Below are 26,604 nucleotides of genomic sequence, written 5' to 3' on the forward strand. Positions count from 1 at the left end.
CCGGTGCGTCCGACGGTCGCGTAACCGCGTCAGTTGCCGGTGAAGACGGGAGGACGTTTCTCTGCGAAAGCGAGGCGACCTTCCTTGTAGTCCTGGGAAGCGGCACTGATTTCCGACCAGCGAAGCTCCACCACCCGCGCCGCCGCGGGTGAATCGCAGTACTGCGCCTTCACCGCATCCTTGATCGCCTTGAAAACGATCGGCGCGCCGGACGCCAGACGCTGCGCGACACGCTCGATCTCCGAGTCGAAAGCCTCGTCCGCAGTGACGCTCGTCAACAGGCCGAGATCGCGGGCTGCATCGGCCTTGATGTCCTCGCCAAGCATCAGCATGTCCATGCAACGGTTGCGGCCGATGAAGTGCGCGAGGCGCACCAGGCTCATCCCCCAGGACGGCACGACACCGAGATAGGCGTCGGCGGTGCGGAACTTGGCTGTCGACGACGCGATCCGCACATCGCAGGCCATCGCCATGGCGAAACCGCCACCGATGCACCAGCCACGAATGGCGGCAACAACCGGCTTCGGATGGGTTTCGATCTTATCGAGGATGCTTCTACCGAGGTCGCGGAACTTCCCAGCGGCGCCAGGCTCGGTGCTCGACGACTTCAGATCCGCGCCCGCGCAGAACGCTTTTTCGCCCGCGGCGGTAAGCACAATGCACCGCGTCTCGTCACGGGTGGCGAGCGCGTCGAACGCGTCGATAAGCTCGATAAGGAGGTCCATGGAGACAGCATTCATGGGCGGACGGTCGATCACCACGCGAGAAATGCCACCGTCATGATGCACTTTGATATTCTGATAACTCATTCGCAGGCTCCCATTTAGCGAAGCCTAACACGAGGCCAGTTATCTTGCCAAGTTACTAAAGATAGTATTTTATGATGACTGCTGTTCAATGACTGTGCACGCTGGGAGTTTGCGGGGCTTCGCGCCGTCCAAAACCATGGCAAACCGCCTCATAAAGCAGCACCGGAAACTCCCAGCCTCGAATGGAAATCGCCTCATGATTATTGAAGACCGCAAGGGTCACGTGCTCGTTCTGACACTCGACAACGCCGAGAGGCGCAACGCGCTCGGAATGGAAATGCGCATTGCCCTGCAGCAGATATTCGAACGAATCGAAGCCGAGGCGGACATTCGCGCGGTCGTCATCAAAGGGGCCGGCGCGCATTTTTCGGCTGGAGCCGACATTACCGGAATGAACGTCACGACCGCCACCGGCGCACGGGAACGCTTCCGGATCAGCCACAAGATGGTGCGCGGACTGGTGAAGTCCTCGAAACCGATAGTCGCCGCTGTCGAAGGCTGGTGCGTCGGCGCCGGGCTCTCGCTCGCGCTGTGCTGCGACACCATCGTTGCTGCAAGCGATTCGCGTTTCATGGCAAGCTTCGGCAAGGTCGGCCTCATGGGCGATCTCGGCCTGCTGCACACGCTGCCCGCGCGCATAGGCATCGGCCGAGCCAGGCAGATGGTTCTTTACGGCAACCCGATGCCAGCCGACGAAGCCGAGCGCATCGGCCTCGTCGACCGCATCTCCGAACCCGGCAAGGCATTCGACGACGCGATGACGGCGGCCGAGCAGCTTGCCACGGCGGCGGCCCTGCCGATCGCGCTCTCGAAGGATTTCTTCGCGCGCGGCATCGACCTCAGCCTTGATGTCGAGCGCGAATATCAGCCGATGCTGCTGCTTTCCGACGATCACCGGGAGGGCAAGACCGCATTCCTGGAAAAGCGTGCCGCTGAGTTCAAGGGGCGCTGAGGGACATACGCGCGGTCGCTGCCTTCATCGCCGGCCCGCCGCTGGGGGGCAAAGCCCGGACGGATCAGTTCCGGCCGAATAGCCTGGCGAAGAGGCGGCGAAATCGGCCGAAAACCACTGATGAAATCAAGGATCCCGCATCCAGTTCCCTGACCGGAAGCGACAGCGTCTCGCTGCGCCCCCCGCGCGCCTCGTGCGCAAGCCGCGCTTCGAGATTGGCGACGAAGGCCTTGATGAGGCGACTGGCCACATCCTCGACCAGTCCGGAGCGTCCGAACTGCGCCAGCATGCCAGTCAGCGTGTAGCCAATGCTGACATCGACGCGCGTCTCGCCGGGATTTTCTCCTGGCTTCACCGCGTAGCCGACAAGGCCGCGCGTGGCCGAGCCGCTGCGCTTGTCCTTGCCCGATCCGGAAATCCGCCCGGTCCGCGTGGCGTCGTCTCGATCGATCTCGGCAGCCCCCTGGAACTCGGCGGAAATGGGACCGACCTTGACCCGGATCCGGCCTTGTACGTGCCCGCTCACAGGAGCCCCCGCCAGGGATGCACCCGGCAGGCAGGACGCGACATCCTCGATCCGCCCGAAAAACCTCCAGACGTCATCGACGGGATGCGACACGACGAAACTTTGATTGAAGCTCATCTGCGGCTTCCAATCGGCCGAAAGCGATGCCGAATGTGACGGCGCGGGGGTCGTTTCAGAAGCGTCTGTCTTCAGCGCGATACGGGCCGCCGCACTTGCCCTGGCGACGGCACCTGCCCTGCCCGCGCCGGCCGGGCCAAGCGACGTCCTGCCGCCGCCCGGAATGGCTGCGATGCCCCTGGCGCGGCGATCCTCGATCACGCCCTGGATGGCGCGAATTATGCCGACATAACCCGTGCAGCGGCAAAGGTTGCCACTCATCGCGACCCGGATGTCGTGTTCGCTGGGCTCCTGCAGACGCATCACGACATCACGCGCGGAAACGATCATGCCGGGCGTGCAGTAGCCACATTGAAGCCCGTGCTCGCGCGTGAATGCGGCGCGCAATTCCGCGGCGATCTCGTCGTCGTCCAGCCCCTCGATGGTGATGATCTCGGCGTTCTCGCAAGCGACGGCGAAGGTGATGCAGGAGCGCGCCGGCGCCCCGTCGATCAGCAGAGTGCAGGCGCCGCAGACGCCGTGCTCGCAGCCCAGATGCGTGCCCGTCAGGTTCTGCGTGTCGCGCAGGAAGTCGGCAAGGTGCGTGCGCGGCTCAACGTCGGCGCTAACCTTCCTGCCATTGGCGATGAGGGAAACGGTATTCATTCTCAATGGGCTCGTTCGATTGCACGGCGCAGGGCGACAACGTGGGTCTGGCGGTCGATGGGGTCTGTCATGCCAAGGCTTTCACAGAGCCTGCCGACGGCGTCCTGATCGAAGACGCGCTCGGGGTTGCGGCCGTCGCCGATCAGCGCGGCGGCATCCGTCATCACGAAGGGCCGTGTCTCGGTGGCGCCGATCACCGCACGGCTGACGCCACGGTCGGGATCGGTGAGAAAGGCGCCGATCGCATGAGCGAATTCGCCCGTCTTGCGGCAGCTCTTGTAGTAACCCCAGCGTGCCGAGGCTGACAGCTTCGGCACGGTTATAGAGACCAGAAGTTCGCTCTGCGCGATATCGGCTTCAAGGGCGCCGACCATGTAATTCTCCACGGCGATGGTGCGGCTGCCGCCGCTGCCGTTCAACGTCACGTCGGCACCAAGGGCGGCGAGGATCGATATCCAGTCGGCCGACGGGTCGGCATGGGTCAGGCTGCCGCCGATCGTGCCGCGGTTGCGCACCGCGCGGTAGGCGATACCGCTTGCCACACTTGCCATCGCGCCGCGCGTCACGTCGGGCACCCGGCGGTCCTCGATATCGGAATGGGAAACGCAGGCGCCGATGACGATCGCGTCGGACCGATCCTGCACACTACGGAGTTCCTCGATCGCCGTAATGTCGACGATGAGATCGGGCTGGACCAGCCGCATATTGAGCATCGGACCCAGCGACTGCCCGCCGGCGATGATCTTGGCCGAAACGCCGTCCTGCGCCAAGTACCGGATGGCGGACGCGACTTCGCTCGGCCGCGCATAGTCGAAATTGACCGGTTTCAAGCCGCTTCTCCGACCTTGGCAGGATCGGTCGCGGCATTCGCGATCGCTTCGAGCACGCGGCGCGGTGTGATCGGCGAATGCAGCAGTTCGGCACCGAGGCCCTTGAGCGCGTCGTTGACGGCGTTTCCTATCGCGGCCGGCGGCGCGATCGCACCGCCCTCGCCTATGCCCTTCACGCCGAACTCGGTGTAGGGAGCAAGCGTCTCCATATGTTCGAGACGAGGCGCCGGCACCTCGGTCGGGCCAGGCAGCAGATAGTCGGCAAATGTCGAGGCAAGCGGCTGACCCGACGTATCGAAATTCATCTCCTCGTAAAGCGCCGTACCGATTCCCTGCGCAAGCCCGCCATAGATCTGACCATCCACGACCATCGGGTTGATAAGCTTGCCGCCGTCTTCAACGATCACATAATCGAGAATCTCGATGTCGCCGATTTCGGGATCGACTGCGACGACCGCGATGTGAGCAGCGTAGCTAAAAGTGCCGCTGTCACGCACCGGCTTGTAGCCGATCGTGGTGTCCAATCCGCGCGGGTCGACACCGGCGGGAAGATCCTGAGGGCGAAGATACCAGGTGCGTGCGACCTCCTTCAGGCTGACACGGCCGGCCGGACCGACAACAAAACCGGCCTCGAGCTTCACATCCTCGCGCTTCGCCTGCAGCAGGTGCGCCCCGATGCCCTTGGCCAGTTCGCCAAGTTCCCGGGAGGCGGTCGCAACCGCGCCGCCCGACATGACGGCGCTGCGCGAACCCCAGGTCCCAGTCGAGTAAGGGGTATATTCGGTGTCGCCGTGCACCACCTTGATGCTGCCGGTGTCGATGCCGAGGATCTCATGAGCGATCTGAGCCATCGTGGTTTCCATGCTCTGACCGTGCGAATGTGCGCCGATCCGCAATTCCAGGCCGCCGTCCGGCGTCATGCGGGCGGTGGCCTGCTCGTGGCCGGGCACCATCGGGATGCCCCAGCCGGCATAGACAGAGGTGCCGTGGGCGCCCTGCTCGCAATAGATCGCCTGGCCGATACCGATCAACCTGCCGCCGGGCTCCGGCCGCTGCTGCCGCGCGCGGATCGCATCGAGATCGATTGCCGCCATGGCGCGCTTCAGTGCGTCCGGATAATCGCCACTGTCGAAGTGCTTGTTGGTGATGTTGTCGAACGGCATCTGCTCCGGCCGCACCAGATTCTTCATGCGCACTTCGTGCGGTTCGATCCCGGCTTCGCGCGCAATGGCGTCGAGCACGAGTTCGAGCGCGAAGCAGACGCCGGTGCGAGCCACTCCCCTGTAAGGCAGGATCGGACACTTGTTGGTTGCGACCGACCAGGTGCGGCAGCGATACGAAGGAAAATCATAGGGACCGGGCAGGATGCTCGCCACCTGCGCAGCCTCAAGGCAAGCCGAGAACGGATAGGATGAATAGGCTCCGGAATCGACGGTTGCCTCGCAATCGATGCCGCGCAGCCTGCCATCCCGGTCGGCATATCCGGTGATGACGTAGTGGTGTTCGCGACAGTTGGCGCCTGCCGTCAGATGCTCGCGGCGGTCCTCTATCCAGCGCACCGCGTGGCCGCAACGCATGGCGAGCCAGCCGAGGCAGACGTCTTCGGGAAGTAGTATGCCCTTGTAGCCGAAGCCGCCACCGACATCGGGCGAGACGATGCGCACCTGGCCATGTTCCAGCCCCAGGCATTCGGCAAGCCCGGTGCGCACGATGTGCGGCATCTGGCTGCCTGTATGGAGGACGAGCTGTTCCTTCCGCTTGTCCCAGAAAGCGACGGTACCGCGGCCCTCCAGCGGCGCCATGCTCTGGCGGGCGGTCGAGATGACGCGCGTCACCTTGATCGGCGCGTCGAGCGCTGCCTCGAAATTCTTGTCGACAAAGGTTTCGAGAAAAACATTGTCGCCCCACTGCTCGTGCAGCAGCGCTGAATCCGGCCTGCGCGCGGCCAGCATGTCGTGGACGGCCGGCAGTTCCTCGAGGTCGGCCTCGACCTGGGCCGCTACGTCCTCGGCCTGGGCACGCGTATCGGCCAGGCACATGGCGATCAGTTCGCCGACCTGGCGCACCTTGTCATGGGCGAGCACAGGTTGCTCGGAGGGTTTGAAGCCGGCAAGGCCGGAGACCGCCACGATCGGCCGCACCCCTTTGAGATCCTGGGCGCTAAAGACCTGGCCGCGAACGGCATCGGGAACATGGACGCCGCGCACCCTTGCGTGCGCCAACGGCGAGCGCAGGAAGGCGACGTCCTTCATGCCGGCCATGCGAATGTCGGCGACATATTCGCCTCGCCCGCGCAGAAACCGGTCGTCTTCCTTGCGCGGCAGGGATGCGCCTACGCCTTGTTCTTTCATACTGCTCCCGTCACTGCCGGTGCACGTTCATATCGCGATATCATCTTATTTTTAGGATGATAACAAGACATGTTTCCGAATTTGCATGCGGCAAAGATGCCCACTCTCAATCCGCCGAACTCGGCGTGGAATTCAGGTCTGCGCATGATGCCATTTTAGGCAAATGAACGCGACCAGATGCAAGTGATTCGGGGTTCGGTCACCGAAGGCTATGCCGCCTGAGAGCATTAATCTCCACCTGTGTATGCTTGCGTATACAGGGTGAAACAAGAAAAGTCTGAAGTCAAATCTGATTGCACTCGCCTAACTACATGAAATAGCTTAAGGTTTGTCGGCAGCGAGAGAAGATCGGAAATCCGGAAGCTGAAACCCCTTTACCAAAAAGGTGGCAGGAGTGCTCATCCTCCTAGCATATTCAGCCTATTTATCGTACATTCCAATGATGAGAAAAATAGCAGCCATGTACGATCGCAGCCGCGTGCCGATCTATGCCCAGGTCGCATCGGTGATGCGCCAGCGGATCGAGAGCGGTTTCTGGTCCGTCGGCGACAAGATCTCCACGCTCGAGGAACTCGAAAAGGAATTCGGCGTCGCCCGGGTCACCATTCGGCAAGGCATCGAGATGTTGCGCGAGGAAGGCCTCCTCGAAGCACAGCAGGGCCGCGGGACTTTCGTTTCCGGCCGCCCCAAGCACGACCGATGGCTGAACATCGCGACCGATTTCGAAACGATGGTTTCCTCAATCCGCGAGAACGTGGTTCGGCGCGCGCATGTCGAGGAAAACTCGTCCCCTCCCGAGATCGGCCAGGGCGAAGGCAAGCTTGCCGACAACTACGTCTTCATTCGCAGTGTCCAGTACAACAAGAGCGAGCCGTTCTCGGTCGTCAATGTCCACCTCGCCCGGCACATCTACGAACGCGACCCGGAGCGGTTCACGCACTCGGCGGCGATCGCGATGATCTCCGAACTCGAGGATGTGACGATCACGCACGCCCACCAGACGCTTACGATCGGCGTGGCGGACCCCGAGACTGCCGAACTGCTGAAACTTGGGCTGGGTGAGCCCACAGCCGATTGTCGTCTGATCCTGGCCGACCAGAACGATGTCGCGATCTACGTCGCCAACATCCACTACCACAAAAGCTGCTTCGCGCTCCGCATGGATCTGCTGCAGAACGCCGGCCCGCGCACCGGACGCCCGATCCTGCTGCAGAAGAAGAGCGCGTAAAGATCAGTTAAAGGCGGGTACGGAGCATCCGACCCGCGATCGACAAAAAAATGGCGGAGATTCAGTCGATCTCCGCCATTTTTGTTTGTTGTTTGTGTCAGCTCTTGGTGATCGGTTCGCCGTTGCACCAGTCATAGATACTGAGCGCCATCACCTTGATGGACGTCATGTAATCGTCGATCGAAACGTATTCGTCATTGGCGTGCATGACGGCGGTCGACCCAGGACCGAAGATCACGGTCGGCGTATTGCCATAGCTGTTGAGGAAACGCGTATCGGCCGCGCCCTGGCGACCGCTGATCTGCGGCTGCTTGCCGGTGATCTCGGTATAGGCGCTCGACACGGTGTTGACGATGGCGTGGTCACGCGGGATTTCCGAAGCCTCTGCATCGTACCCGACGAAACGAACGACCGGCGGGTGGTCCTTCATCCATTCGTCCTTGGATGCCACTTCCGCAATCTTGACGACAAGGCTCTGTTTGACGCCTTCATGGTCTTCGCTCGGCACGGTGCCGATGGAACCCTTGAGCAGCGCCGAGGCCGGGAATGCACTTGGATAATTGCCGGCCTGGAAGCTGCCGATAATGCAGGGCAAGGAATCGATGGCGCTCGGATAGAGCGGATGCTTGACCGTGGCGACACGGTGGTCTTCCAGTTCCTGCACCGCCTTGACGATCTTGTAGCCGAGCTCGATGGCGCTCACCCCGAGGTAGCGCTGCTGGATGCCGGCCGGCTTGCCCTGGATCTCGATCTCGAACCAGATGCGGCCGATGCAGGCTGGCTGCACGGAGAGGTCGCTGGTCTCGCCGGAAATACCGGCGTCTGCCTTGTAGCCGCGGATGACGGTGTCGAGCGTGCCGTGGCCGCTGACCTCCTCGTCGATGACCACGTTGATCATCACGTCGCCCTTCGGCGTGAGGCCAAGCTCCCTGAGATACTGCACAGCGAGGATGTGGCTCGCCACGCCGCTTTTCATGTCGCAGGAGCCTCGGCCATAGATGCGGCCGTTCTCGATCTTGGCCGACCAGGGATTGTCGCTCCAGCCCTCGCCGTTGCCGACCGGGATCACGTCCGTATGGCCGTTGAGAAGCAGCGAGCGGCCTCCCCCGGTGCCCTTGAGGGTTCCAACGATGTTGGGCCGGCCTTGATAGCCGCGATCGACCGGGCGGTAGCCGGGATGTTTCTTCAACTCGTCCCAGTCGGTGTCCCACATGTCCACCTCCAGCCCGACCTTCTTCATGTAGCTGGAGACGAATTCCTGGATCGCCGCCTCGTCGCCGGTGACGCTTGGGATCGCCACCATCTTGCGCAGCAGGTCGATCGCCTCGTCTTGCGAGGCATCGATCTTGTCGATGATCTTCTTGCGGTTGGGGTCGGGCATGGGAGCCTCCGTATTTTCTGTTCTTGCCGGTTTCTGTCAGGCAGTCGCCGCTCAGGCGAGCTGGCGCAAACGGGGGATGATCTCCTTGGCGATGATCTCGACCTGGTCCATCTGGTACTTGTAGGGGACGAAGATGATCTTCTGGGCACCCATCTTGATGTGTTCGCGGAGCTGTTCGACGCATTCGTCGACGGTGCCCATGACGGCGCTCTCGCGCGAGCAGTCGCTGTGCGAGGGGAAGTCCCATTCCTTGTTCAGCCAGTCGAGCATGTCGTCCTGCACCACCGCCTTCGACTTGCCGACATAGATCGGAAGCTGCGAGGCATTCATCAGCGCATCGGGATCCTTGCCGGCTTCCGAGGCGAAGTTTCGCAGCTTGTCCCACGAACGCTTGAAGTCTTCCGGCTTGTAGAAATAGGTGAGCCAACCGTCGCCACTGACGGCGGCACGCTTCAGCACCACATCGACATAGCCGCCGATGAGCAGCGGCATGCGCGGCTGCTGGACCGGCTTGGGGTACATGACCGCCTTGGATATCTTGTGGTTCATGTATTCGCCGTCGACCGAATGCTCGGTCCAGAGACGGGTCATGATCTCGAGATTCTCGTCCATCAGCTTGCCGCGTTTCTCGAACGGAATGCCGGCCGCGTCGAACTCGCGCTTGTACCAGCCGGCGGCCATGCCCATGACCAGGCGCCCCTGCGACAGCTGGTCCATGCTGGCGAGCTGCTTGGCCAGCGCCACTGGGTTGCGCAGCGGCAGCACCAGGATGCCGGTGCCCATCTTGATGCGCGTGGTGCGCGCGGCAATGCCGGTGAGCACTGTGAGGGAATCGATAATCGGGAAATTGGGCTCGACGCCCAGAAGCATATGATCCCAGACCCAGACGGAATCGTAGCCAAGTTCTTCGACCTTGACGCCATAATCGACCAGCCCCCTGGCGTCGGGCATGTCCGGATAGGCAACGAAATTGCGCGCGGCGATGCCGAACGTGTTGGAAAGAATGGTCATGGATGTCCTCCGGATAAAATCGGTCAGGCCGTGAAAAGGCGTTCGGGGTCGAGCATGCGCAAGGTGGTCAGCTCATGTTCGGTCGGTGGTTCGGTGACGGCGATCTTTTCGTCAAACACGAGCTTGAAGCCGGTATTGTCCTGGACCTCTTCGCGCGACACGCCGGGATTGAGCGCCAGCACCTTCATGCGGCGGCTTTCCCCGTCAAAGCCGAAGACTGCGAGCTCGGTGATGACCCGGAACATGCCGCCGGAAGGCAGCCCGCTCTCGGCGCGGCTGGTGCCGCCGCGCAGAAAGCCCGGGCTGGTGATGAAATCGACCTTTTCCACGAACCGGCGCTTCTCGTGCTTCATCGCCACGATCATGTTGGTGAGGCTCGAGATGTCGTTGCCGCCGCCGGTGCCGGGCAACCGGGTCTTCGGGGCCGCCGGGTCGCCGATATAGGAGGAGTTCAGATTGCCGAACTGGTCGATCTGGGCGCCACCCATGAAACCGACATCGACATAGCCCCGTTGCAGCAGGAGCAGCACGTCGGCGCTGCCCAGCACCATGTTGGCGCGCTTGGTGCACCGCTGGTCGTTGGTGGACGGAGGCAGTTTGCCGGGCTCCACGAAGGCACCGACGACGCCGCCCTCGAACAGGATGGTGAGGCCGGGTGCACGCAGGCGCTGAGCCAGGGTTGCGGCAAGCAGCGGCGTGCCGATGCCGGCGAAGACCACCTGCCCGTCGGTGAGCTGGCGCGATGCCAGGATCGCCAGGATTTCGGATGCTGTATGACGGACCGGCTCAGTCATTGTAGATGCTCCGGCCCTTCTGGCTTGCATCCAGAAGCTCCTCCATGCCGATCAGCGCGAGGTATTCGTTCCAGGATTTCGGCGCATGGAAATACTTGTCGAGATAGGCCTGCATGCCTTCGATGGGATCCGAATTCACCTGCGCGACATAGGCGCTCATATGCTTCATCATCGGCTCGTAAAGCCCGTAGCACTCATGCGGAGCCGATCCGTAGGGCACTTCGACAACCGCATCGACGCAGAAGAACGGGATCTTGGTCTGGTCCGGCGCGCGGCGTATCTGGTCGTTGGAGACGATGCGCTCGGTAGTTAGGATGACGCTGTTGGCCGCCATCGCGAGGTCGATGTCCATGAACTGGAGGCCGTCGATCTGCGCATTGCCATAGGCATCGCAGCGCTGCACATGGATCAGCGCCACGTCGGGGTTCAGCGCCGGCACGAGCAGCAGCTTCTCGCCGGTGAAAGGGCAGTCGATCGCCTTCGCCTCGGGACGCTGTGCCATCACGTCGGAGCCCAGCATCGAGCGGATGGGCAGGAACGGAACGCCCATGCCGCCGGCGCGGAAGCGCATGCCGACCGCCATGTGACTCCATTCGTCATAACGCTTGCCCTGCGTCTCGATGTGATGACGCATGACCTTGGACAGGCCCCACAGGATGCCTTGGGCAAACCAGCTGGTGATGATGTGATCGGAGATGCCCGAGCCGAACAGGATGTCGCCGTCGGTCGAGGTGATGCAACGCGAACAGGACAAGTGCTCGCGACGCTGGCGCACCAGTTCCCAGATCATCGCCATCGGGGTGCGCGACATGGTCGAGCCACCGATGCCGACCTTCATGCCGTTCTGCACGAAGGAAGCCGCTTCTTCGAGCGACATCACCTTCTCGCGCAGGCTCCGGTCCCGCTTCGCCAGGTTTTCCCTGAGCCGCGAATACGGCTCCAACTGCGCATCAAGCACAAAGTCCTCCTTTGTGGGGGCGGATGCAGTCCTCATCTAGTTCAAGCCCGCTTCGTTGTTGAATTCCTCGATCATCCCGTCCCAGCCAGGAACCGATGCCGCGATGTCCTGCCAGAAGGATTGGTCGGCCCGCCGGTCGAAATCCTCGACTGAAATGCCCTGCTGCTCGACCCATGTGTAATAGCCGAGGTTGAAGATGCGCCGCCGCTCGCGCTGGTCGAGCTCAAGCACGTTGTTGTCGTTGATGTCCGCCAGGCAGGCATCGAAAACCTTGTCGGCGTCGACGCTGCCGAAACCGCCCGGGAAGAACTTTGTGCCCGCCGATTCCATCTCCGTCGTGTAGAGACGGGCACTGTCGGTGGCGACGGTCAGCACGACGTCGTCGGCGCCGTAGTTCATGCGCTTGGCCAGCTTGATGGCCGCGACGATGTTGGCGAGACCCGAGATGCCAACTTCGGAAAAGGCAGCTAACAGCTGCGGGTCGAGATCGTCGCGTGTTGCGAGATAGGCCTTTCCGGCATCCGAATTGAAAAGCAGGTTCAGCCGATCAGGAAAGCTGTCCGACACAGCGATGACGACGTCGGTGTTCATGACATTGTGGATCAGCGGGATGTGCTTGTCGCCGATGCCCTGGATGTTGTGCTCGCCATAGCCGTTCTCCAGCATGGTCGGGCACTCCAGCGCCTCGACGGCAGCGATCCTCGTGCCGAAATTCTTCTTCAGCCGGTCGCCGGCGGCGATGGTGCCGGCGGAGCCGGTGGCCGAAACGAAGGCGGCAAGCCGGGCGTGGCCGTTGCGGCTGCGATAGTCCTCGAAGATCTTTTCGGCCGCCGCTCCCGTGCAGGCATAGTGCGCCATGTAATTCGAGAATGCCGAGAACTGGTTCAGGATGACATTTTCCTCGCTTGCCGCGAGTTCATGGCACTTGTCGTAGATCTCCTTGACATTGCTCTCGGTGCCGTAGGTGCGGATGATGTGCGACGGATCGGCGACCCAGCGCTCCAGCCATTCATAACGCTCGCGGCTCATCCCCTCGGGCAGGACGGCAATGCCGTCGCAACCAAGGATACGCGAGATAGCGACACCGCCGCGGCAATAGTTACCGGTCGACGGCCACACCGCGCGATGATGGTCCGGATCGAAGGTGCCGGTGACGAGGCGGGTAACCAGCGCCGCATAGGCCGGAAGCACCTTGTGGGCGCCGATCATGGGGAAAGGCGAACCCAGCATGACCACGATCGGCGCCTCGACGCCGGTCAGCGCCTTGGGAAGAATGATATGAGCGGGAACTTCGACGCGGCCGCGTCGGTCGGCGGCATTGAACCAATGCACGCGAGAGAGGTTGGCAGCATCGGGTGAATTCGGATCGACGGAGGTCAGCCTCTCGCTCGTCCCCTCGGGCATCGGCGCCTCGCCTGCCAGTTGCGCGAATGTCGGCAGGCGGATGCCGCGCAAGCGCGAACGCGCAAGCGCGGAATCACGAATCTTGCGGTCAACAATCTCGGGACTGGGGATCAAGCCCACTTCAGGCATTTTTCGGCATCTCCGCTACTTGGCGGACACGCGTCGCACCAGTATTATCAAACTATCATACTAACGTTAGTAAGACTAGGCTACACGGCGAACATTTCTCTTTCGTGGATTGTTGGAAGATCGCCGGTTCAGCCGGCTGACACCGCGTGCGGCATGACGGGCGTATCCGGCTTGTCGCGGACCGCTGCCGAGAAAGAGCGGTCGCGCAGATGTGCCGGCGGATTGGCGTAGAGGGTGGTACGCTGGCGCGGCAGCCGACCCGAAGCGACAATCAGCGCCTCCATCCGCTGCGGCGTCATTTCCTGGCCATGGCTTGCTCCCGCCGAACGCGAGATGCTCTCATCCATCAGCGTGCCGCCGAGATCGTTCACGCCTGCGTCGAGGCAATGGCCGACCCCATCAGGCCCCAGCTTCACCCACGATGCCTGGATGTTGGTTATGTGCGGATGCAGCGTCAGGCGCGCGACCGCATGCATCAGGATCGATTCGCGGAAGGTCGGCCCCGGACGCGATCTGCCCTTCAGATAGATCGGCGCTTCCATGTGCACGAACGGCAGCGGAACGAACTCCGTGAAGCCGCCGGTTTCGATCTGCAGGTCGCGCACCCGCATCAGATGCCGCGCCCAATGCTCGTAGCGGTCGACATGGCCGAACATGATGGTGGCGGTCGAACGGAAACCGAGACCGTGTGCGACGCGCATGACCTCAAGCCACTCGTCGGTCCTGATCTTGTCGGCGCAGAGGACATCGCGCACTTCGTCGTCAAGGATTTCCGCCGCCGTGCCGGGCAATGTGCTGAGGCCGGCCTGCTTCAAGTCAGACAGGAATTCCTCGAGCGAGATATCGAGCGTCCTGGCGCCCTGCCAGACTTCCAGCGGTGAGAAGGCGTGAATGTGCATTTGCGACACCGCCGCCTTCACCGCCTCGCAGATCTCGATGTATTTCCGCCCGGTGTAGGACGGATGGATGCCGCCCTGCATGCAGACTTCGGAAGCCCCGCGATCCCAGGCTTCGACGACCCGTCCAGCCACCTCCGCCATTTCCAGGTCATAGGGGCGACCGCGCAGGTTCTCACTCATCTTGCCCTTGGAGAAAGCGCAGAACTGGCATTTGAAGTAGCAGATGTTGGTGTAGTTGATGTTGCGGGTGACGACATAGCTGACGACATCGCCGTTGACCCGGCGCCGCAGGTCGTCGGCCGCGGCGCAGACCGCCGAAAACTCGGCGCCGCGCGCCCGGAACAGGCGCACGATCTCGGCCTCGCGAAGCGGCTGCGCGTCCGCCGCCCTGTCGAGGATCGAAGCGAGTTCGCTGCCGGCTTTCGGGCGCGGCCGCCGCTTGAGTAGTTCGACGTCGGCGGACGGAGGAGCATCGGCACGGCCTGGGCACCAGCCCTCGGAACGCGGCCATCCATCGGCGTCGACATGATCGTAGAGCGCTTTGCGCAATTTCGGGTCGACCCACTTGGTCGTATGACGGGCAAAGGCCGGGTACAGCGCGAGGCGTTCCGTCAAATCCTTGCCAGCGCGGCGGGTGGCAGCGGCGAGCTTTTCCAGATGCGGCCACGGTGCCTCGGGGTTGACGTGGTCCGGCGTCACCGGCGAGATACCACCCCAGTCGTTGATACCGGCGCCGACAAGCTGCGTCAGATCGCGCGGCGTGAGATTGGGCGGGGCCTGGATGTTCATCTCCGGCTCGAAGATCAGCCGCGCCACCGCGATGGTCCATAAATGATCGTCCAGCGACGGGACCGGCGCGTCGGCCATGCGCGTACCGGGCTTCGGCCGGAAATTCTGGACGATGATCTCCTGGATGTGGCCATGGCGGTCGTTGAGGTCGCGCAGGGCCAACAGCGAGTCGATCCGATCCTCGCGTGTCTCACCGATACCGATCAGAATGCCGGATGTAAAAGGCACGGCCTGTTCGCCGGCGCGCCTGATCGTGTCGAGCCTTGCCGACGGCAATTTGTCGGGCGAGCCATAATGCGGACCGCCTTTGGCACACAGCCGTTCGGAAATGCTTTCAAGCATGATGCCCTGCGACAGCGACACACCGCGAAGTGCTGCGAGATCGGCGTGGTCCAACAGGCCCGGATTCACATGCGGAAACAGGCCGGTCTTCTCGAACACCATGCCCGCCATCTCCGCGAGGTAGGAGATCGTGGTTTCGTAGCCGAGCGCGGCCAGTTCCTCGCGCGCGACGCGGTAGCGCAATTCCGGCTTGTCGCCGAGCGTGAACAGTGCCTCCTTGCAGCCGGCCACCCTGCCGGCCTCGGCAATCACCAGCACCTCTTCCGGCGTCAGAAAGGCGCGTTCGCCCTTTCGCGGCGGATGGGCGAAGGTACAGTAATGGCAGACGTCGCGGCAGAGCTGGGTCAGCGGAATGAACACTTTGCGCGAATAGGAAACCATGTTGCCATGCGCCGCGTCGCGCCTCGCGGCAGCTGCAGCGAGCAATGGCTCGATGCCGGAGATTTCGGCGAGGCCCAGCGCCTCGCTTCGGGTCAGCCTTCTCTCAGGCCCGAAATGCTCCAGGATGCTCGCGGAATTCATGGCAGGAGAACCTCCTCGAACGAGCGGCCATAAGCCGGCAGCGCCCGCGCTCTGCAAGCCAGCAAAACGCTGGTGCGTGGCCCCGTTCCGATTTCGGGATAGTTTTCGAGATCGGACGGCACGTCGATATCGTGCCCTGCCCCGCGCAGATTGAGGATCTTCGGGGGGATGCTAACGCTTGCGGCAGCCCGCAAATGCCGTGCAAAACTGTCGGGTCCGAAGGCAGGAACGATCAAGTCGGGACGCCCCAATGCCAGGATGTTGGTGCCGCCATCGCGCTTGGCCGGAGCCACCACGAGTTGGTGGCGTCGCAGCGCCGAAAGGACCGCGGAAAATTCATCCGGCGACAGGAACGGGATGTCCCCCTGCACGACGACGCAATTGGCCGCATTGAGGGATTTCAGATGGTCGAGACCACGCTTGACCGCCGCATTGGTCCCCTGTTCGGCGGGGTCGGCGAGCGTGTCGGCGCCGTGACCGGCGGCAACCGCGGCGACATGCGCGTCGCCTGTGACGACCAGCACACCGGCGAGCCCGTCCGCATGTTTCAGGACGCTCAGCACGTCGTCCAGCATCGCCTGCGCAAGTTCAGCCCGCGCATCCTGACCGAGCACCGGCGCCAGCCGTGCCTTGGCGCGATGGAAACTTTTCGCCGGCACGAGGGCCCAGATACCTGTCGCTAGCGCGGAGCCGGTCATGACGCCCTCGCCTGCCGCTGAGAGCCGGAGGCAACGAGCCGCATGGCGAAGTCGAGCACATCGCCGGCGAGGCGCTCGCGGTCCTCGTCGCTCGACATCAACGTTGGCACCGCGTGGACCGGTATGTCGATGGAATTAGCATCTCCTGCATCGGCAGCGTCGACGACGAGGCCGTCGATCAATCCGCTGTAATGATCTGCGATTGCCGACGATGTGACCTCGATGCCCAGTTCTTCCATGATCTTCGCGGTCGGGCCCTTGACGGCCTTGCCGCCGATGATCGGCGAAACCGCAACCACCGGCACCGGCGTATTCTCCAGCGCCTGACGGATGCCCGGCGTCGCCAGGATCGGATCGACGCTGAGGTAGGGGTTCGACGGACAGATCACGATTGCCGCAAGCTCAGTGTTCTGCAGTTCGGAAAGGACCGCTGGTGACGCCGCCGCACTGTCCGCACCATAGAAGAAGATCTTCTCGACCCTGGGACCACAGCGGTACTCGACGAAATAGCGCTGGAACGGCAGCACGCCGATCGAAGTTTCCAGGACGGTACGGACCGCATCATCGCACATCGGCAGGATGCGGCTTTTTATACCGAAGCGCTGTGCCGCCCTGGCAGTGAACTCGGTGAGCGTCATGCCCGCCCGCAGCAGATGCGTGCGCTCGACATGTAGCGCCAGATCGCGATCGCCGAGATTGAACCATTTCTCGCCGCCGAGATCGGCCAACGCTTCCATGAAATTCCAGCTTTCGTCGGCACGTCCCCAGCCAAGAACGCGATTGGCAAGCCCGCTCAACGTGTAGAGCACGGTGTCGATGTCGGGGCATATCTGGAGGCCGAGATGTTCGAAATCGTCACCGGTGTTGACGACCACGGTGAGGTCGGAGCCGAGCTTCCGTGCGAGCCCGAACGCCAGCTTGGCCCCGCCGACGCCCCCACAGAGCGCAACGACCCGCTTCCCCTTGAGGCTATCATGTGCGGCTGCGCTCATCGGAACATGTCCCGTTCGCGCGGGCGGATAAGTGCCGAGGCGGGCGCAGCCGGCGCATCGATCTTAAGGCCACGCAGCAGCACAACGGGTATGCCTTCGGCCGCCTGCCCCATCAGCATGGACGCCGCCGAGGCGATTTCGTCAGCGGCTGCGATTTCCGTGACATGGAGCTTGCGGCCGAAGAGATCGGCTTCGCCGACACGATTGACCAGCGACGGTACGCCCGCGGCGCCGATCGCCACGCCAACCACGCCGTTGCGCCACGGCCGGCCAAAACTGTCGTTGATGACGACGCCGCACGAAACGCCGAAACTGGCATCGAGCTCGCGCTTCAGAAGCGCAGCCGAGCCGTCCGGATCGCGCGGCAGGAGCAGCAAACGACCGCTACGCTCGCCATGCACGATATTGGATTCATCGACACCGGCATTGGCCATCACGAAACCCAGTCGATGGGCAACGACGACCACATGCGGCCCCACCTTGACCACCTCCTCCGCTTCCGAGAGCACCACTTCGGCATGACGCGGATCTTTGCCGGTGCGGGCAGCCAATTCCACCGCTTCAGCCGACGGAACCACGTCGTCGAGTTCGACGTAGAGGCCTTCGGATTTGGAGATAATTTTCTGCGCGACGACGAGGATATCACCATCGACGAGACCGATGCCGCCCACGCGCAATGCTTCCGCGATAATCGCGGCCACATCGTCTCCCGGCTCGAACAGCGGCAGTCCGGCGATAGGGTAGAGCATTACGGGCGTGGCGGTTGACGGCATCTCGGTCAGACCTGGACGGTATCGTCCAGCCCCGTGATCCGCACGCCCGCGCCCGGCACCTTGTACTGGCGGTTGATCCAGATGAGCACCGAGGTGAGCGCCTCGGCAGCGGCGGAATTGGCAAGCACACCGCCGCCGACACCACGCGTGGCCACCACTCCGGCCAGCACAATGACCTGATCTCGCGCTTCCTTGTCATCGGAAAAGACCAACACGTCGCAATCGGCCTTGCCGCCCTTGTGAAGCTTGGCTGCGCCGACATTGTGAAAGGCCGACACGACACGGACCCCCTCACCCAGCAGCGCCTGCGCGATCTTGGCTGCGGAGCCATCCTGCGGCAACTGGACCGTCGACACTTTTGGCGGCACGAGCGGGACGGCTGCGTCGACCAGGATCTTGCCCTGCGCCTCGGCCTTTATCTCGGCAATCGTTGTATCGTGACTGGCAAAGGGCACGGCGAGCACGATGATGTCTGCCGCGCGCGCCGCCCCGACATTGTCGTCGCCGCGCACGCCGTGGCCGAGATCCGCCGCCAGCGCTTCGGCCTTTTCACGCGATCGCGAACCGATCACGACCGGATACCCCGCCTTCGCCCAACCCTTGGCGAGGCCTGAACCGAGATCGCCGGTTCCTCCGATAATGCCGATTACAGGCTTTTGGCTTTCAGACATGTGCCCCTTGCGTCAAATCGAGTTATGCCCGGTGATAGCGGACGGTGGCCGAAGCCTTCATCGCTCGTGGGTCTTCTCAGATAGTTACTATCAATAGAAAGATAATACAAGATACCGCATCAACTCGGCTGCACCTCTTCGACCGGCAAATGCGGGATCGAAAGCAGCACGCATTGAAAGAGCGGCGATGACCGCCCGCCCTGTTTTCTGAACGGATTCTCAAATTTTGCGGCAGCTTGCCGCTGCCGGTTAAAGCATCCGGTCGACTTGCCTCAGGACGCCTCCCCGCCGATCAGTGCCTTTATTTCGAGGAATTCCTCCAATCCGTAGACGCCTTTTTCGCGGCCATTCCCCGATTGCTTGTAACCGCCGAAAGGTGTCCCCGGACCGGCACGCCCGCCGTTGATGTGAACATTGCCGGCGCGAAGCCGCGCAGCGACCCGGCGCGCGCGCACCGGGTCTGTGCTGGAAAGATACGCCGCCAGTCCGTACTCGCTGTTGTTGGCGATGCGGACCGCGTCGTCCTCGTCCTTGTAGGGAAGAATGCAAAGCACAGGCCCGAAAATCTCTTCCCGGGCAATCGTCATCGTCTCGGTGACGTCGGCAAAGATGGTCGGCCGCGCGTAGAAACCCTTGTCGAGGTGATCCGGGCGACCCGGCCCGCCGGCCACGAGCCTCGCGCCTTCCTGGATACCTCCGGCGATCATTCGCTGCACCTTGTCGAACTGATTGCGGTTCGACAAGGGACCCATGTCCGTCGCGGCATCACGCGGGTTGCCGACGACCACGCCGTCGGCGGCTGCACCGGCGATGCGGGCTGCCTGATCGTGCTGGCTCGCATGCACCAGAAGGCGGGTCGGCGCGTTGCAGGTCTGGCCGGAATTACGCATCAGCGTGAGAACGTCTCGGGTCACCACCTGCTCAAGGTCGACATCGTCGAAAATGATGTTCGCCGACTTGCCGCCGAGTTCCTGATGGACACGCTTGACGGTATCCGCGGCGGACTTCGCAACCTGGATGCCAGCGCGTGTCGAACCGGTGAAGGTGACCATGTCGATCCCGGGATGTGCGGTGATCGCCTGCCCGACCGTTGGCCCGTCGCCGTTGATCACGTTGACCACGCCGGCGGGCACGCCCGCGTCGTGCACCGCTTCGGCGAAAACCAGCGCACTCAACGGTGAGATCTCGCTGGGCTTGAGCACCGACGTGCAGCCTGCCGCCAGCGCCGCACCCACCTTGCGCACGATCTGCTGCAACGGCCAGTTCCATGGCGTGATGACGCCGACAACACCGATCGGCTCCTTGAGGATGATTGAATCGTCGAGCTTTTCCTCGAAAGGATATTCACGCAGGATGTCGATCATGCTTTGCAGCATCTCGATGCAGGGCACCGTCTGCGGCTGCTTCGCCAAGGTGATCGGCGCTCCCATTTCCGCCGAGATGGCATGCGCGAAATCGTCCTTGCGCCGCTTGAACTGGTCGAGCAAGCCCGTCAACAGGTCGAGCCTCTGGCTGCGCGAAAATTGCCCGTAGCTGTCGAATGCCCGGCGCGCGGCGGCGACCGCGAGATCGACGTCAGCGGCGCTTCCCATGGCGATCCGTGCGAACGGCGTTTCGGTCGACGGGTCGATCACATCCATCGTATTCAGCACGATCGGGTCAACCCAGCGGCCGTCAATGTAGAACTGCGTGTAATCTTTCATGGAAGGATGCCTCGAACTGATATCAACGTGGCTGGCAAATGACGTTGAGAAGCGCCTGCCTGCCCTCTTCCCGCACGGCCTTGAGGGCGCGATGCAGTGCTGCCGGAAGTTCGTCGGGATCTTCCACGCGTTCGCCGTAGCCGCCAGCGGCACGACACACCTCTTCGAAGGCTGGAAGCCCGTCGAGCATCGTCAGAGCATTCTGGTTGGCCGATGATGCGACGCCATCGGGATAAACCTTCAGGGTCGCGGCCCGCACGGCATTCCACATGCCGTTGTTGACGACCACGAACAGCACCGGCAGCTTGTGCTGGCTCGACGCATAATGTCCGGCGACCGGATTGGAGAATAAATAGGCACCGTCGCCCTGGACGCAGAAAACCAGGCGTTCCGGGTCCGCCAGCTTGGCGCCCAGCGCGGCGCCCATGCCCCAACCCAGACCCGACGCCGAGCTCGAACCGAAATAGGTGCCAGCCTGGCGGAACTCGCAATAGTCGGTCATCAGCGTGTATTCATTGATGCCGATCGCGTCGTCGCCCTTGACCTGGTCAATGCAGTGGCTGACCCAGGCCGGATGGATCGGATGCGACTTGCTGACGCCCTTGAGAAACCTGGCGCGCTTCTCATGCAGCTTTTGCCTCTCCGCCGCAACCCATTGATGGCGGGCGGCGATTTGATCTTCGGAACAGATCTCCTGCATCGCCGGCGACAGCTCGTCGAGCATCGCCGAGGTGCCGCAGGTCAGCGCCAGATCGCATTGGAAGCCGCGGATGGGAATACGTCCATGGAGCGGATCATGGCCGACATGGATCGCCTTGCAGCCGGCCTTCAATGGCGACAGTTTCGGCACCCACGGTATGTCGGATTCCAGCACTAGAACGGCGTCTGCTTCTTCGATGATGCCTGCCGGCTCGAAACCGAGATGCATCGGGTGATCGGACGGCAACGGCAGATAGCGTGAGCGATGCTGGACGACCGGGATGGCGAACTGCTCGGCAAACGCCGCCAACCTCTCGAAGGCATCGGTGTCGCGGCCGCAATTGCCGGTCACGATCAAGGGACGCTCCGCCGCGGCCAGAATGCGGGCGGCTTCGGCAATACCCGCTGCGTTTGGACGCGGCGGCAGCGCGGAGGCGAGCGGCGGCGGCGCATCGGCCTTGCCATTGTACGGTTCGGCCAACACCTCACGCGGCAGCGACAGATACACCGGCCCCCTGGGTTCCGACATGGCGATGCTGACGGCGCGGTCGACAACGGTGTCGACCTGTGCGCCGCCGCGAAGCTCGTAGTCCCACTTGACGAATTCGCGCACCAGCGAGGCCTGGTCGAACATCTCCTGGCCCCAGTGGATGAAGGAATCGCGGGAACCGACTGTATCGTCCTCGTAAATCGGCGTGCGGCCGGCAGTGAACAGGATCGGCACGTTTTCGCGGGCGGCGTTCATGACGGCGCACGCCGCGTTTGCGGTGCCGACGCTGACATGGACGAAGGCCGACGGCAGCTTGCCCGACACCATGGCGTAGCCATGCGCCATCGACAGCGCGAGGTTTTCATGGGTCGCCAGGATCGGCGTCGGGACCGCGATGCCCTGCGCATCGCACTTGGCATAGGCCTCGATAAGCGGTGCCGCATCGGTGCCGGCATTGCCGAAAAGATAGTCAACGCCGCGCGCGCCCAACTGGCGCAAGTAGCGTTCCGCGGTGCTGGCAACGGCGGTCATGGCTTTGTCCTCGAACATGAAAGGCAGGGTCGCACCATCGGCAACTCCCGCAGATAATTTCTATCTTACTGACTTCCTATTTTTAGTATCTTATGTCAACCTTGGAGGTGGCGGCAACCAGCCTGCCGACGGTGGAAGCAAACGTCGCCCGCCTGTGGCGTGCGTTGCCGGAACCGTATCGCCATCCTATGGAATTTCGAGGACGGTTTGCGTGTCCTTGAGGGAGCACCAATGAAGATCCAGGACGTTGTCTACGCGGTCGGCCGATCGGCTTTCATGAACAAGGACCTCGCTGCCATCAAGGCGGGCGCCAAGCAGAATGGATCGATCTACGAAGGCGATCCGGTGCTCCCCGGGTTCAAGCGCATCATGCAGCCGGGCATCATCATCTCCGTGATGCTGGTGCTGGAGGACGGCTCGGTCGCCTTCGGCGACTGCGCCGATGTCATCCTCACCGGATATGCCGGCCGCGATCCGCTGTTTCGTGAAGAAGACCATATCGATTTCCTGCGCGGCAAGATGCGCGACTTCCTCGTCGGCAAGGAACTCACCGCATTCAGGCCGCTGGCCGAGGCGGTCGACGCGATGACGCGCGACGGCAAGCGGCTTCACACTGCGGTACGCTACGGTGTCACCCAGGCGATACTCAACGGCGTCGCCGTCGCCTCCCGCGTGACCATGGCCGAAGTGGTGGCGAAAGAATATGGCTGCCCCGTCTCCGAGCAGCCGATCGACATTCTTGCATCGATCCACAATGGCGACCTCGGGCAGCTCGACCGCATGGTGCTCAAGCGGATCGCGCTTCTCCCGCACGGCTCCTTCCAGCTTGTCGAACGCGATCTGGGGCGATCCGGCGAGAAGCTCATCGACTACGCACGCAACCTTGCCGAGCGCATCTCGGAGATCCGCGACGAGGATTACTTCCCGCGCATCCATCTCGATCTTTACGGCACGCTGGGTGAACTGTTCGGCAGCGACATCGAAGCAATGACGGACTACATGGGCAAGGTGGCCGAAGCCGCATCTCCCTTCAAGGTCCTGCTGGAATCGCCGGTGATCGGCAAGACGCAGGACGTCCATATCGAGGCATTCCTGGAGATCCGCGCCCAGTTGAGGCGCAAGGGCATCGACGTCGGCGTCATCGCGGACGAATGGTGCAACACGCTCGAAGACATCAAGCGCTTCGCCAAGGAGGGCGTCTCGGACTTCGTCCAGATCAAGACGCCCGATCTCGGCGGCGTCAACAATTCCATCGAGGCCGTGCTCTACTGCCGCGCCCACGGCATGGGCTGCTGCCTTGGCGGGACCGCCAATGAAACCGACAAATCCGCGCGCATCACCACCAGCATCGCGCTCGCCACCCAACCGAACTTCATGCTTTCAAAACCCGGGCTCGGCGGCGACGAAGCGGTGATGATCCAGACGAACGAGATGGCACGCACCCTCGCGCTCATCGAACGGCGCAAGGTGAACTGACAATGCAGGAAGCCGACACGGCGATATCGTCCGCCGGGACAGCCAGCATCAGCGGGCAGCTCGCCGAATACTGGAGCGGCGTATCTGCCGAAGAACTGCCCGCCGAGGTCGTCATCGCGGCCAAGCGCTTCATCCTCGATACGCTCGCCTGCTGCGTCATTGGCGCCCGCACGGATGCCGTCGATGCGGTGCTGGCGGCACTCGAGGCGACCGGCCAGCCCTTGCAGGGACCCGCGCATCTTTGGGGACGCGGCGGTTCACTGCCGGTCGATCGCGCGGCACTGGCAAATGCCACCGCCGCGCATGCGCTGGAACTGGACGATTTCGGCGGCTGCGGCCATTCCGGTGCGGTCGTCATACCATCGGTATTCGCGGCCGCAGAACAGACAGGCGCATCGGGACGCGACGTCATTCTGGCCGTGGTTGCCGGATACGATGTTGCTGCCCGTATACTCGAGGGAGCCGGTGGCTACCGGCGCCACAACGATGCGGGCTGGCATTCCTGTGCCACCTGCGGCAGCTTCGGCGCGGCCGCCGGCGTCGCCAGATTGCTGGGCATGGACGCCGACCGCTTCGCCTCCGCGCTGGGCATCGCAGGAACCTTCACCGGCGGCACCTGGGCGTTTCTCTCCGATGGCGCGATGACCAAACGGTTCCACCCCGGAAAGGCCGCCGAGACAGGCGTGTCCGCCGCCTATCTGGCGCGGGCCGGCATGACCGGCTCGCGCCATGTCCTCGACGCGCAATGGGGTGGCTTCTTCTCGACCTACGCCCCTGGAATATCGGAGCCGGCGCTGACGCTGTCGAAACTCGGCGAGGAATTCCGCATCGTGCGCTCCGGCATCAAGCCGTATGCCTGCTGCCGGACCATCCACGCGCCAGTCGACAGCCTTCTCGAACTCATGGACGATGCCGGCGCCACCGCCGGCGATATTGCCCGCATCATCGTCCACGGCAACGAGCAGACAGTCCGCCAGTTCGACCGCACGCAGTTGCACAGTCTCCTCGACGCCCAATTCAGCATGCCCTACTGCCTTGCCGTCGCTGCCGTCCGCCGAAATCTGGACCTGAACCAGTTTATGCCACGGCAGACCGACGATCCGGAGATCGCGCGCCTGATGGCGGCCACCAGCATCGTACCGGATCGCAAACTCGAGCCCACCGACTATCCAGCCGTGGAACTGGTGCTGAAGAACGGCAGCCATTCGGAACGGCAGGTCAAGTTCGCCAAGGGACATGCGGACAATCCGCTTTCCGACGCAGAGGTCGAAGCCAAGGCACGCTCCCTTATGGCTTCGACGCTGGGCGAAGACGCCACGGCAAGGATCGTCGAGCTTGTGTCGCGGCTGGATAGCATTCCCGATATCCGCCAGCTTTCCGCATTGCTGGTTCCAACGGCAGACGGGCGACCGTAACCGGCTATGACATCCAGGACTGAAGTTCCGGCAATGATGCGAAACCTTGAGCCTCGGGTGGGGTGGGAGTGGTCTTCGTCGTCCATGGAAATGGTCCGGCGCGACAGATGAACGAGCCCGATTCCGCGCTTCCCCTGCCAAAACGCCGCTGGGCTGCGATCTCCATCGCCACCGGTCTCGTGGTGACCATCCTCGACGGCTCGATGGTCATCGTCATGCTGCCGGTTGTTGCCGAGACCTTCTCGGTCGAGCCATCACGGGCGATCTGGGTGATGACCGCCTATCAGCTCACCATGACCTGCCTGCTGCTGCAGTCGGCCGCCATCGGCGAAAAATACGGCCAGTGGCGTGTTTACTGCAGCGGCCTGGCACTCTTTGCCTGCGCTTCATTGGTCTGCGCCTTCTCGACTTCGCTCTCCGGCCTGATCTTCGGCCGGGTCCTGCAGGGAATCGGCGCCGCCGGTGTGCACAGCATGACGATGGCGCTGTTGCGTCACTCCTATCCGCGATCGCTGTTTGGCCGGGCAGCCGGCTTCAACTCGTCGGTGGTCGGCCTTTCGATGGCGGCGGGGCCGAGCGTCGGGGCGCTGATCCTGCATTTCACCGACTGGCGCGGCCTGTTCCTGGTCACGTTCCCGGTGGCGGCATTTTCCTTGATCGCCGGCTTGGGAGCCCTGCCGCGGCTTGGGCGACCGCATCTGCGTGTCGACCTCGTTTCCGGCGCCATCGCCACGCTAGCCACCGTGTCTCTATTTATGGCCCTGAACGAAATGCGAGCCGGCACAAACGTCGTCGTGCTTGGTGGATATCTCGCCGCTGCGCTTATCCTGTTCGCCGTGCTGGTCCGCCGTCAACGCGGTGTTCCCAATCCGGTGCTTCCCGTCGACCTGCTCTCGGTCAAGGTGATCTCGTTTTCGCTGGCGGCATCGGTATGCGTGTTCGCCTCGCAAGGGCTGACGCTGATATCCCTGCCCTTCCATCTCAGCCACGTCACCGACATGTCGCCGGCAGTGATCGGCCTGCTGATTACGCCCTGGCCGGTCGGCGTCGCCGCCATTGCGACGATCGCGGGTCGGCTTTCCGACAGGTATTCCGCGCGGATACTGTGCGCACTGGCAGCGGCGATACTGTTTTTGGGGTTGCTGCTGCTCTTCCTGCTGCCTGACAGCCCCGGACCGTGGGACGTTTCGTGGCGGATGCTGATCTGCGGCATCGGCTTTGGACTTTTCACCACGCCCAACAACCGCACCGCCATGCTCAACGCACCACTCGAAAGGGCGAGCGCAAGCGGCGCGCTGCTGGCAACGGCGCGGCTGGCCGGCCAGGCGTTGGGCGCGACGGTCGCGGCAATCGCCTTCAGTTATTGGCCGGCACAGGGCGCCATCGCAGCGATATCGATCGCGATGGGGCTGACGCTGCTGGCCCTGTCGCTCAGTCTGTTGCGGCAGATCGTTTAGGGGTCGCGGGAA

The 26,604-nt window shown here is 62.9% G+C and carries 21 protein-coding genes; 5 read left to right on the plus strand and 16 right to left on the minus strand.

What is annotated here, in order from left to right; all coding sequences use genetic code 11:
• Positions 1–29: 29 nt before the first annotated feature.
• Entirely contained in the window at positions 30–809 is a 780-nt protein-coding gene (locus OHD58_RS12530) for an enoyl-CoA hydratase/isomerase family protein (protein ID WP_263803682.1), read from the minus strand.
• A gap of 196 nt (positions 810–1,005) precedes the next feature.
• Here OHD58_RS12530 and OHD58_RS12535 point away from each other — a divergent pair, with 196 nt between their 5' ends.
• The gene (locus OHD58_RS12535) at positions 1,006–1,761 is read left to right on the plus strand and encodes an enoyl-CoA hydratase/isomerase family protein (protein ID WP_263803683.1); all 756 of its coding nucleotides are present in this window, start codon (positions 1,006–1,008) and stop codon (positions 1,759–1,761) included.
• A 64-nt stretch (positions 1,762–1,825) separates the two neighbouring features.
• On the opposite strand, the gene OHD58_RS12540 is transcribed toward OHD58_RS12535, so the two are convergent.
• From OHD58_RS12540 to OHD58_RS12550, 3 genes are read right to left on the minus strand one after another with little or no spacing between them, the layout of a single operon-like run.
• The gene (locus OHD58_RS12540; RefSeq protein ID WP_263803684.1) at positions 1,826–3,049 is read right to left on the minus strand and encodes a xanthine dehydrogenase family Fe-S subunit; all 1,224 of its coding nucleotides are present in this window, start codon (positions 3,047–3,049) and stop codon (positions 1,826–1,828) included.
• Between the two features lie 2 nt (positions 3,050–3,051).
• Positions 3,052–3,879: an FAD binding domain-containing protein gene (locus tag OHD58_RS12545; protein ID WP_263803685.1), complete on the minus strand. Its 828-nt coding sequence runs from the start codon at positions 3,877–3,879 to the stop codon at positions 3,052–3,054.
• Positions 3,876–6,230 (minus strand): xanthine dehydrogenase family protein molybdopterin-binding subunit, encoded by a 2,355-nt coding sequence (locus tag OHD58_RS12550; RefSeq protein WP_263803686.1) that lies wholly within the window; start codon positions 6,228–6,230, stop codon positions 3,876–3,878. Before OHD58_RS12550 ends, OHD58_RS12545 begins: the two co-directional genes overlap by 4 nt.
• Positions 6,231–6,690: 460 nt before the next feature.
• Between OHD58_RS12550 and OHD58_RS12555 the strand changes: the two genes are divergently transcribed.
• On the plus strand, positions 6,691–7,458 hold the full coding sequence (locus tag OHD58_RS12555) for a GntR family transcriptional regulator (protein WP_318528253.1): 768 nt from the start codon (positions 6,691–6,693) through the stop codon (positions 7,456–7,458).
• A 97-nt stretch (positions 7,459–7,555) separates the two neighbouring features.
• Here OHD58_RS12555 and OHD58_RS12560 read toward each other — a convergent pair whose 3' ends face one another.
• The 12 genes from OHD58_RS12560 to OHD58_RS12615 all read right to left on the minus strand — a co-directional run bounded on the left by OHD58_RS12560 (position 7,556) and on the right by OHD58_RS12615 (position 22,244).
• Positions 7,556–8,839, minus strand: a complete 1,284-nt coding sequence (locus tag OHD58_RS12560) for an ArgE/DapE family deacylase (protein WP_263803688.1) — start codon at positions 8,837–8,839, stop codon at positions 7,556–7,558.
• A 51-nt stretch (positions 8,840–8,890) separates the two neighbouring features.
• On the minus strand, positions 8,891–9,850 hold the full coding sequence (locus tag OHD58_RS12565; RefSeq protein ID WP_263803689.1) for an LLM class flavin-dependent oxidoreductase: 960 nt from the start codon (positions 9,848–9,850) through the stop codon (positions 8,891–8,893).
• 23 nt (positions 9,851–9,873) lie between these two features.
• Complete coding sequence (locus OHD58_RS12570) at positions 9,874–10,644, minus strand: CoA-transferase subunit beta (protein WP_263803690.1); 771 nt, start codon at positions 10,642–10,644, stop codon at positions 9,874–9,876.
• Positions 10,637–11,602, minus strand: a complete 966-nt coding sequence (locus tag OHD58_RS12575) for a CoA transferase subunit A (RefSeq protein WP_263803691.1) — start codon at positions 11,600–11,602, stop codon at positions 10,637–10,639. Before OHD58_RS12575 ends, OHD58_RS12570 begins: the two co-directional genes overlap by 8 nt.
• Before the next feature lie 36 nt (positions 11,603–11,638).
• Positions 11,639–13,135: a pyridoxal-phosphate dependent enzyme gene (locus tag OHD58_RS12580; RefSeq protein WP_263803692.1), complete on the minus strand. Its 1,497-nt coding sequence runs from the start codon at positions 13,133–13,135 to the stop codon at positions 11,639–11,641.
• Positions 13,136–13,263: 128 nt separating this feature from the next.
• Complete coding sequence (cofH, locus tag OHD58_RS12585; protein ID WP_263803693.1) at positions 13,264–15,687, minus strand: 5-amino-6-(D-ribitylamino)uracil--L-tyrosine 4-hydroxyphenyl transferase CofH; 2,424 nt, start codon at positions 15,685–15,687, stop codon at positions 13,264–13,266.
• A complete protein-coding gene (gene cofC / locus OHD58_RS12590) occupies positions 15,684–16,385 on the minus strand; it encodes a 2-phospho-L-lactate guanylyltransferase (RefSeq protein ID WP_263803694.1) in 702 nt (233 codons plus the stop codon). The genes cofH and cofC overlap by 4 nt, the downstream gene beginning before the upstream one ends.
• Entirely contained in the window at positions 16,382–17,377 is a 996-nt protein-coding gene (gene cofD / locus OHD58_RS12595) for a 2-phospho-L-lactate transferase (RefSeq protein ID WP_263803695.1), read from the minus strand. The genes cofC and cofD overlap by 4 nt, the downstream gene beginning before the upstream one ends.
• Complete coding sequence (gene cofE / locus OHD58_RS12600) at positions 17,374–18,150, minus strand: coenzyme F420-0:L-glutamate ligase (RefSeq protein WP_263803696.1); 777 nt, start codon at positions 18,148–18,150, stop codon at positions 17,374–17,376. The genes cofD and cofE overlap by 4 nt, the downstream gene beginning before the upstream one ends.
• A gap of 5 nt (positions 18,151–18,155) precedes the next feature.
• On the minus strand, positions 18,156–18,821 hold the full coding sequence (gene npdG, locus OHD58_RS12605) for an NADPH-dependent F420 reductase (RefSeq protein WP_263803697.1): 666 nt from the start codon (positions 18,819–18,821) through the stop codon (positions 18,156–18,158).
• A 272-nt stretch (positions 18,822–19,093) separates the two neighbouring features.
• A complete protein-coding gene (locus tag OHD58_RS12610) occupies positions 19,094–20,524 on the minus strand; it encodes an aldehyde dehydrogenase family protein (protein ID WP_263803698.1) in 1,431 nt (476 codons plus the stop codon).
• A gap of 22 nt (positions 20,525–20,546) precedes the next feature.
• Complete coding sequence (locus OHD58_RS12615; RefSeq protein WP_263803699.1) at positions 20,547–22,244, minus strand: thiamine pyrophosphate-requiring protein; 1,698 nt, start codon at positions 22,242–22,244, stop codon at positions 20,547–20,549.
• 231 nt (positions 22,245–22,475) lie between these two features.
• On the opposite strand from OHD58_RS12615, the gene OHD58_RS12620 reads away from it, so the two are divergent.
• The 3 genes from OHD58_RS12620 (at position 22,476) to OHD58_RS12630 (ending at position 26,592) form a co-directional block, all read left to right on the plus strand.
• Complete coding sequence (locus OHD58_RS12620; protein WP_263803700.1) at positions 22,476–23,720, plus strand: methylaspartate ammonia-lyase; 1,245 nt, start codon at positions 22,476–22,478, stop codon at positions 23,718–23,720.
• Positions 23,721–23,722: 2 nt separating this feature from the next.
• Positions 23,723–25,135, plus strand: a complete 1,413-nt coding sequence (locus OHD58_RS12625) for an MmgE/PrpD family protein (RefSeq protein WP_263803701.1) — start codon at positions 23,723–23,725, stop codon at positions 25,133–25,135.
• A gap of 107 nt (positions 25,136–25,242) precedes the next feature.
• Positions 25,243–26,592 (plus strand): MFS transporter, encoded by a 1,350-nt coding sequence (locus OHD58_RS12630; protein ID WP_263803702.1) that lies wholly within the window; start codon positions 25,243–25,245, stop codon positions 26,590–26,592.
• Positions 26,593–26,604 lie beyond the last annotated feature (12 nt).

The sequence above is a fragment of the Mesorhizobium sp. ZC-5 genome, from assembly GCF_025753855.1.
Taxonomy (GTDB): domain Bacteria; phylum Pseudomonadota; class Alphaproteobacteria; order Rhizobiales; family Rhizobiaceae; genus Neomesorhizobium.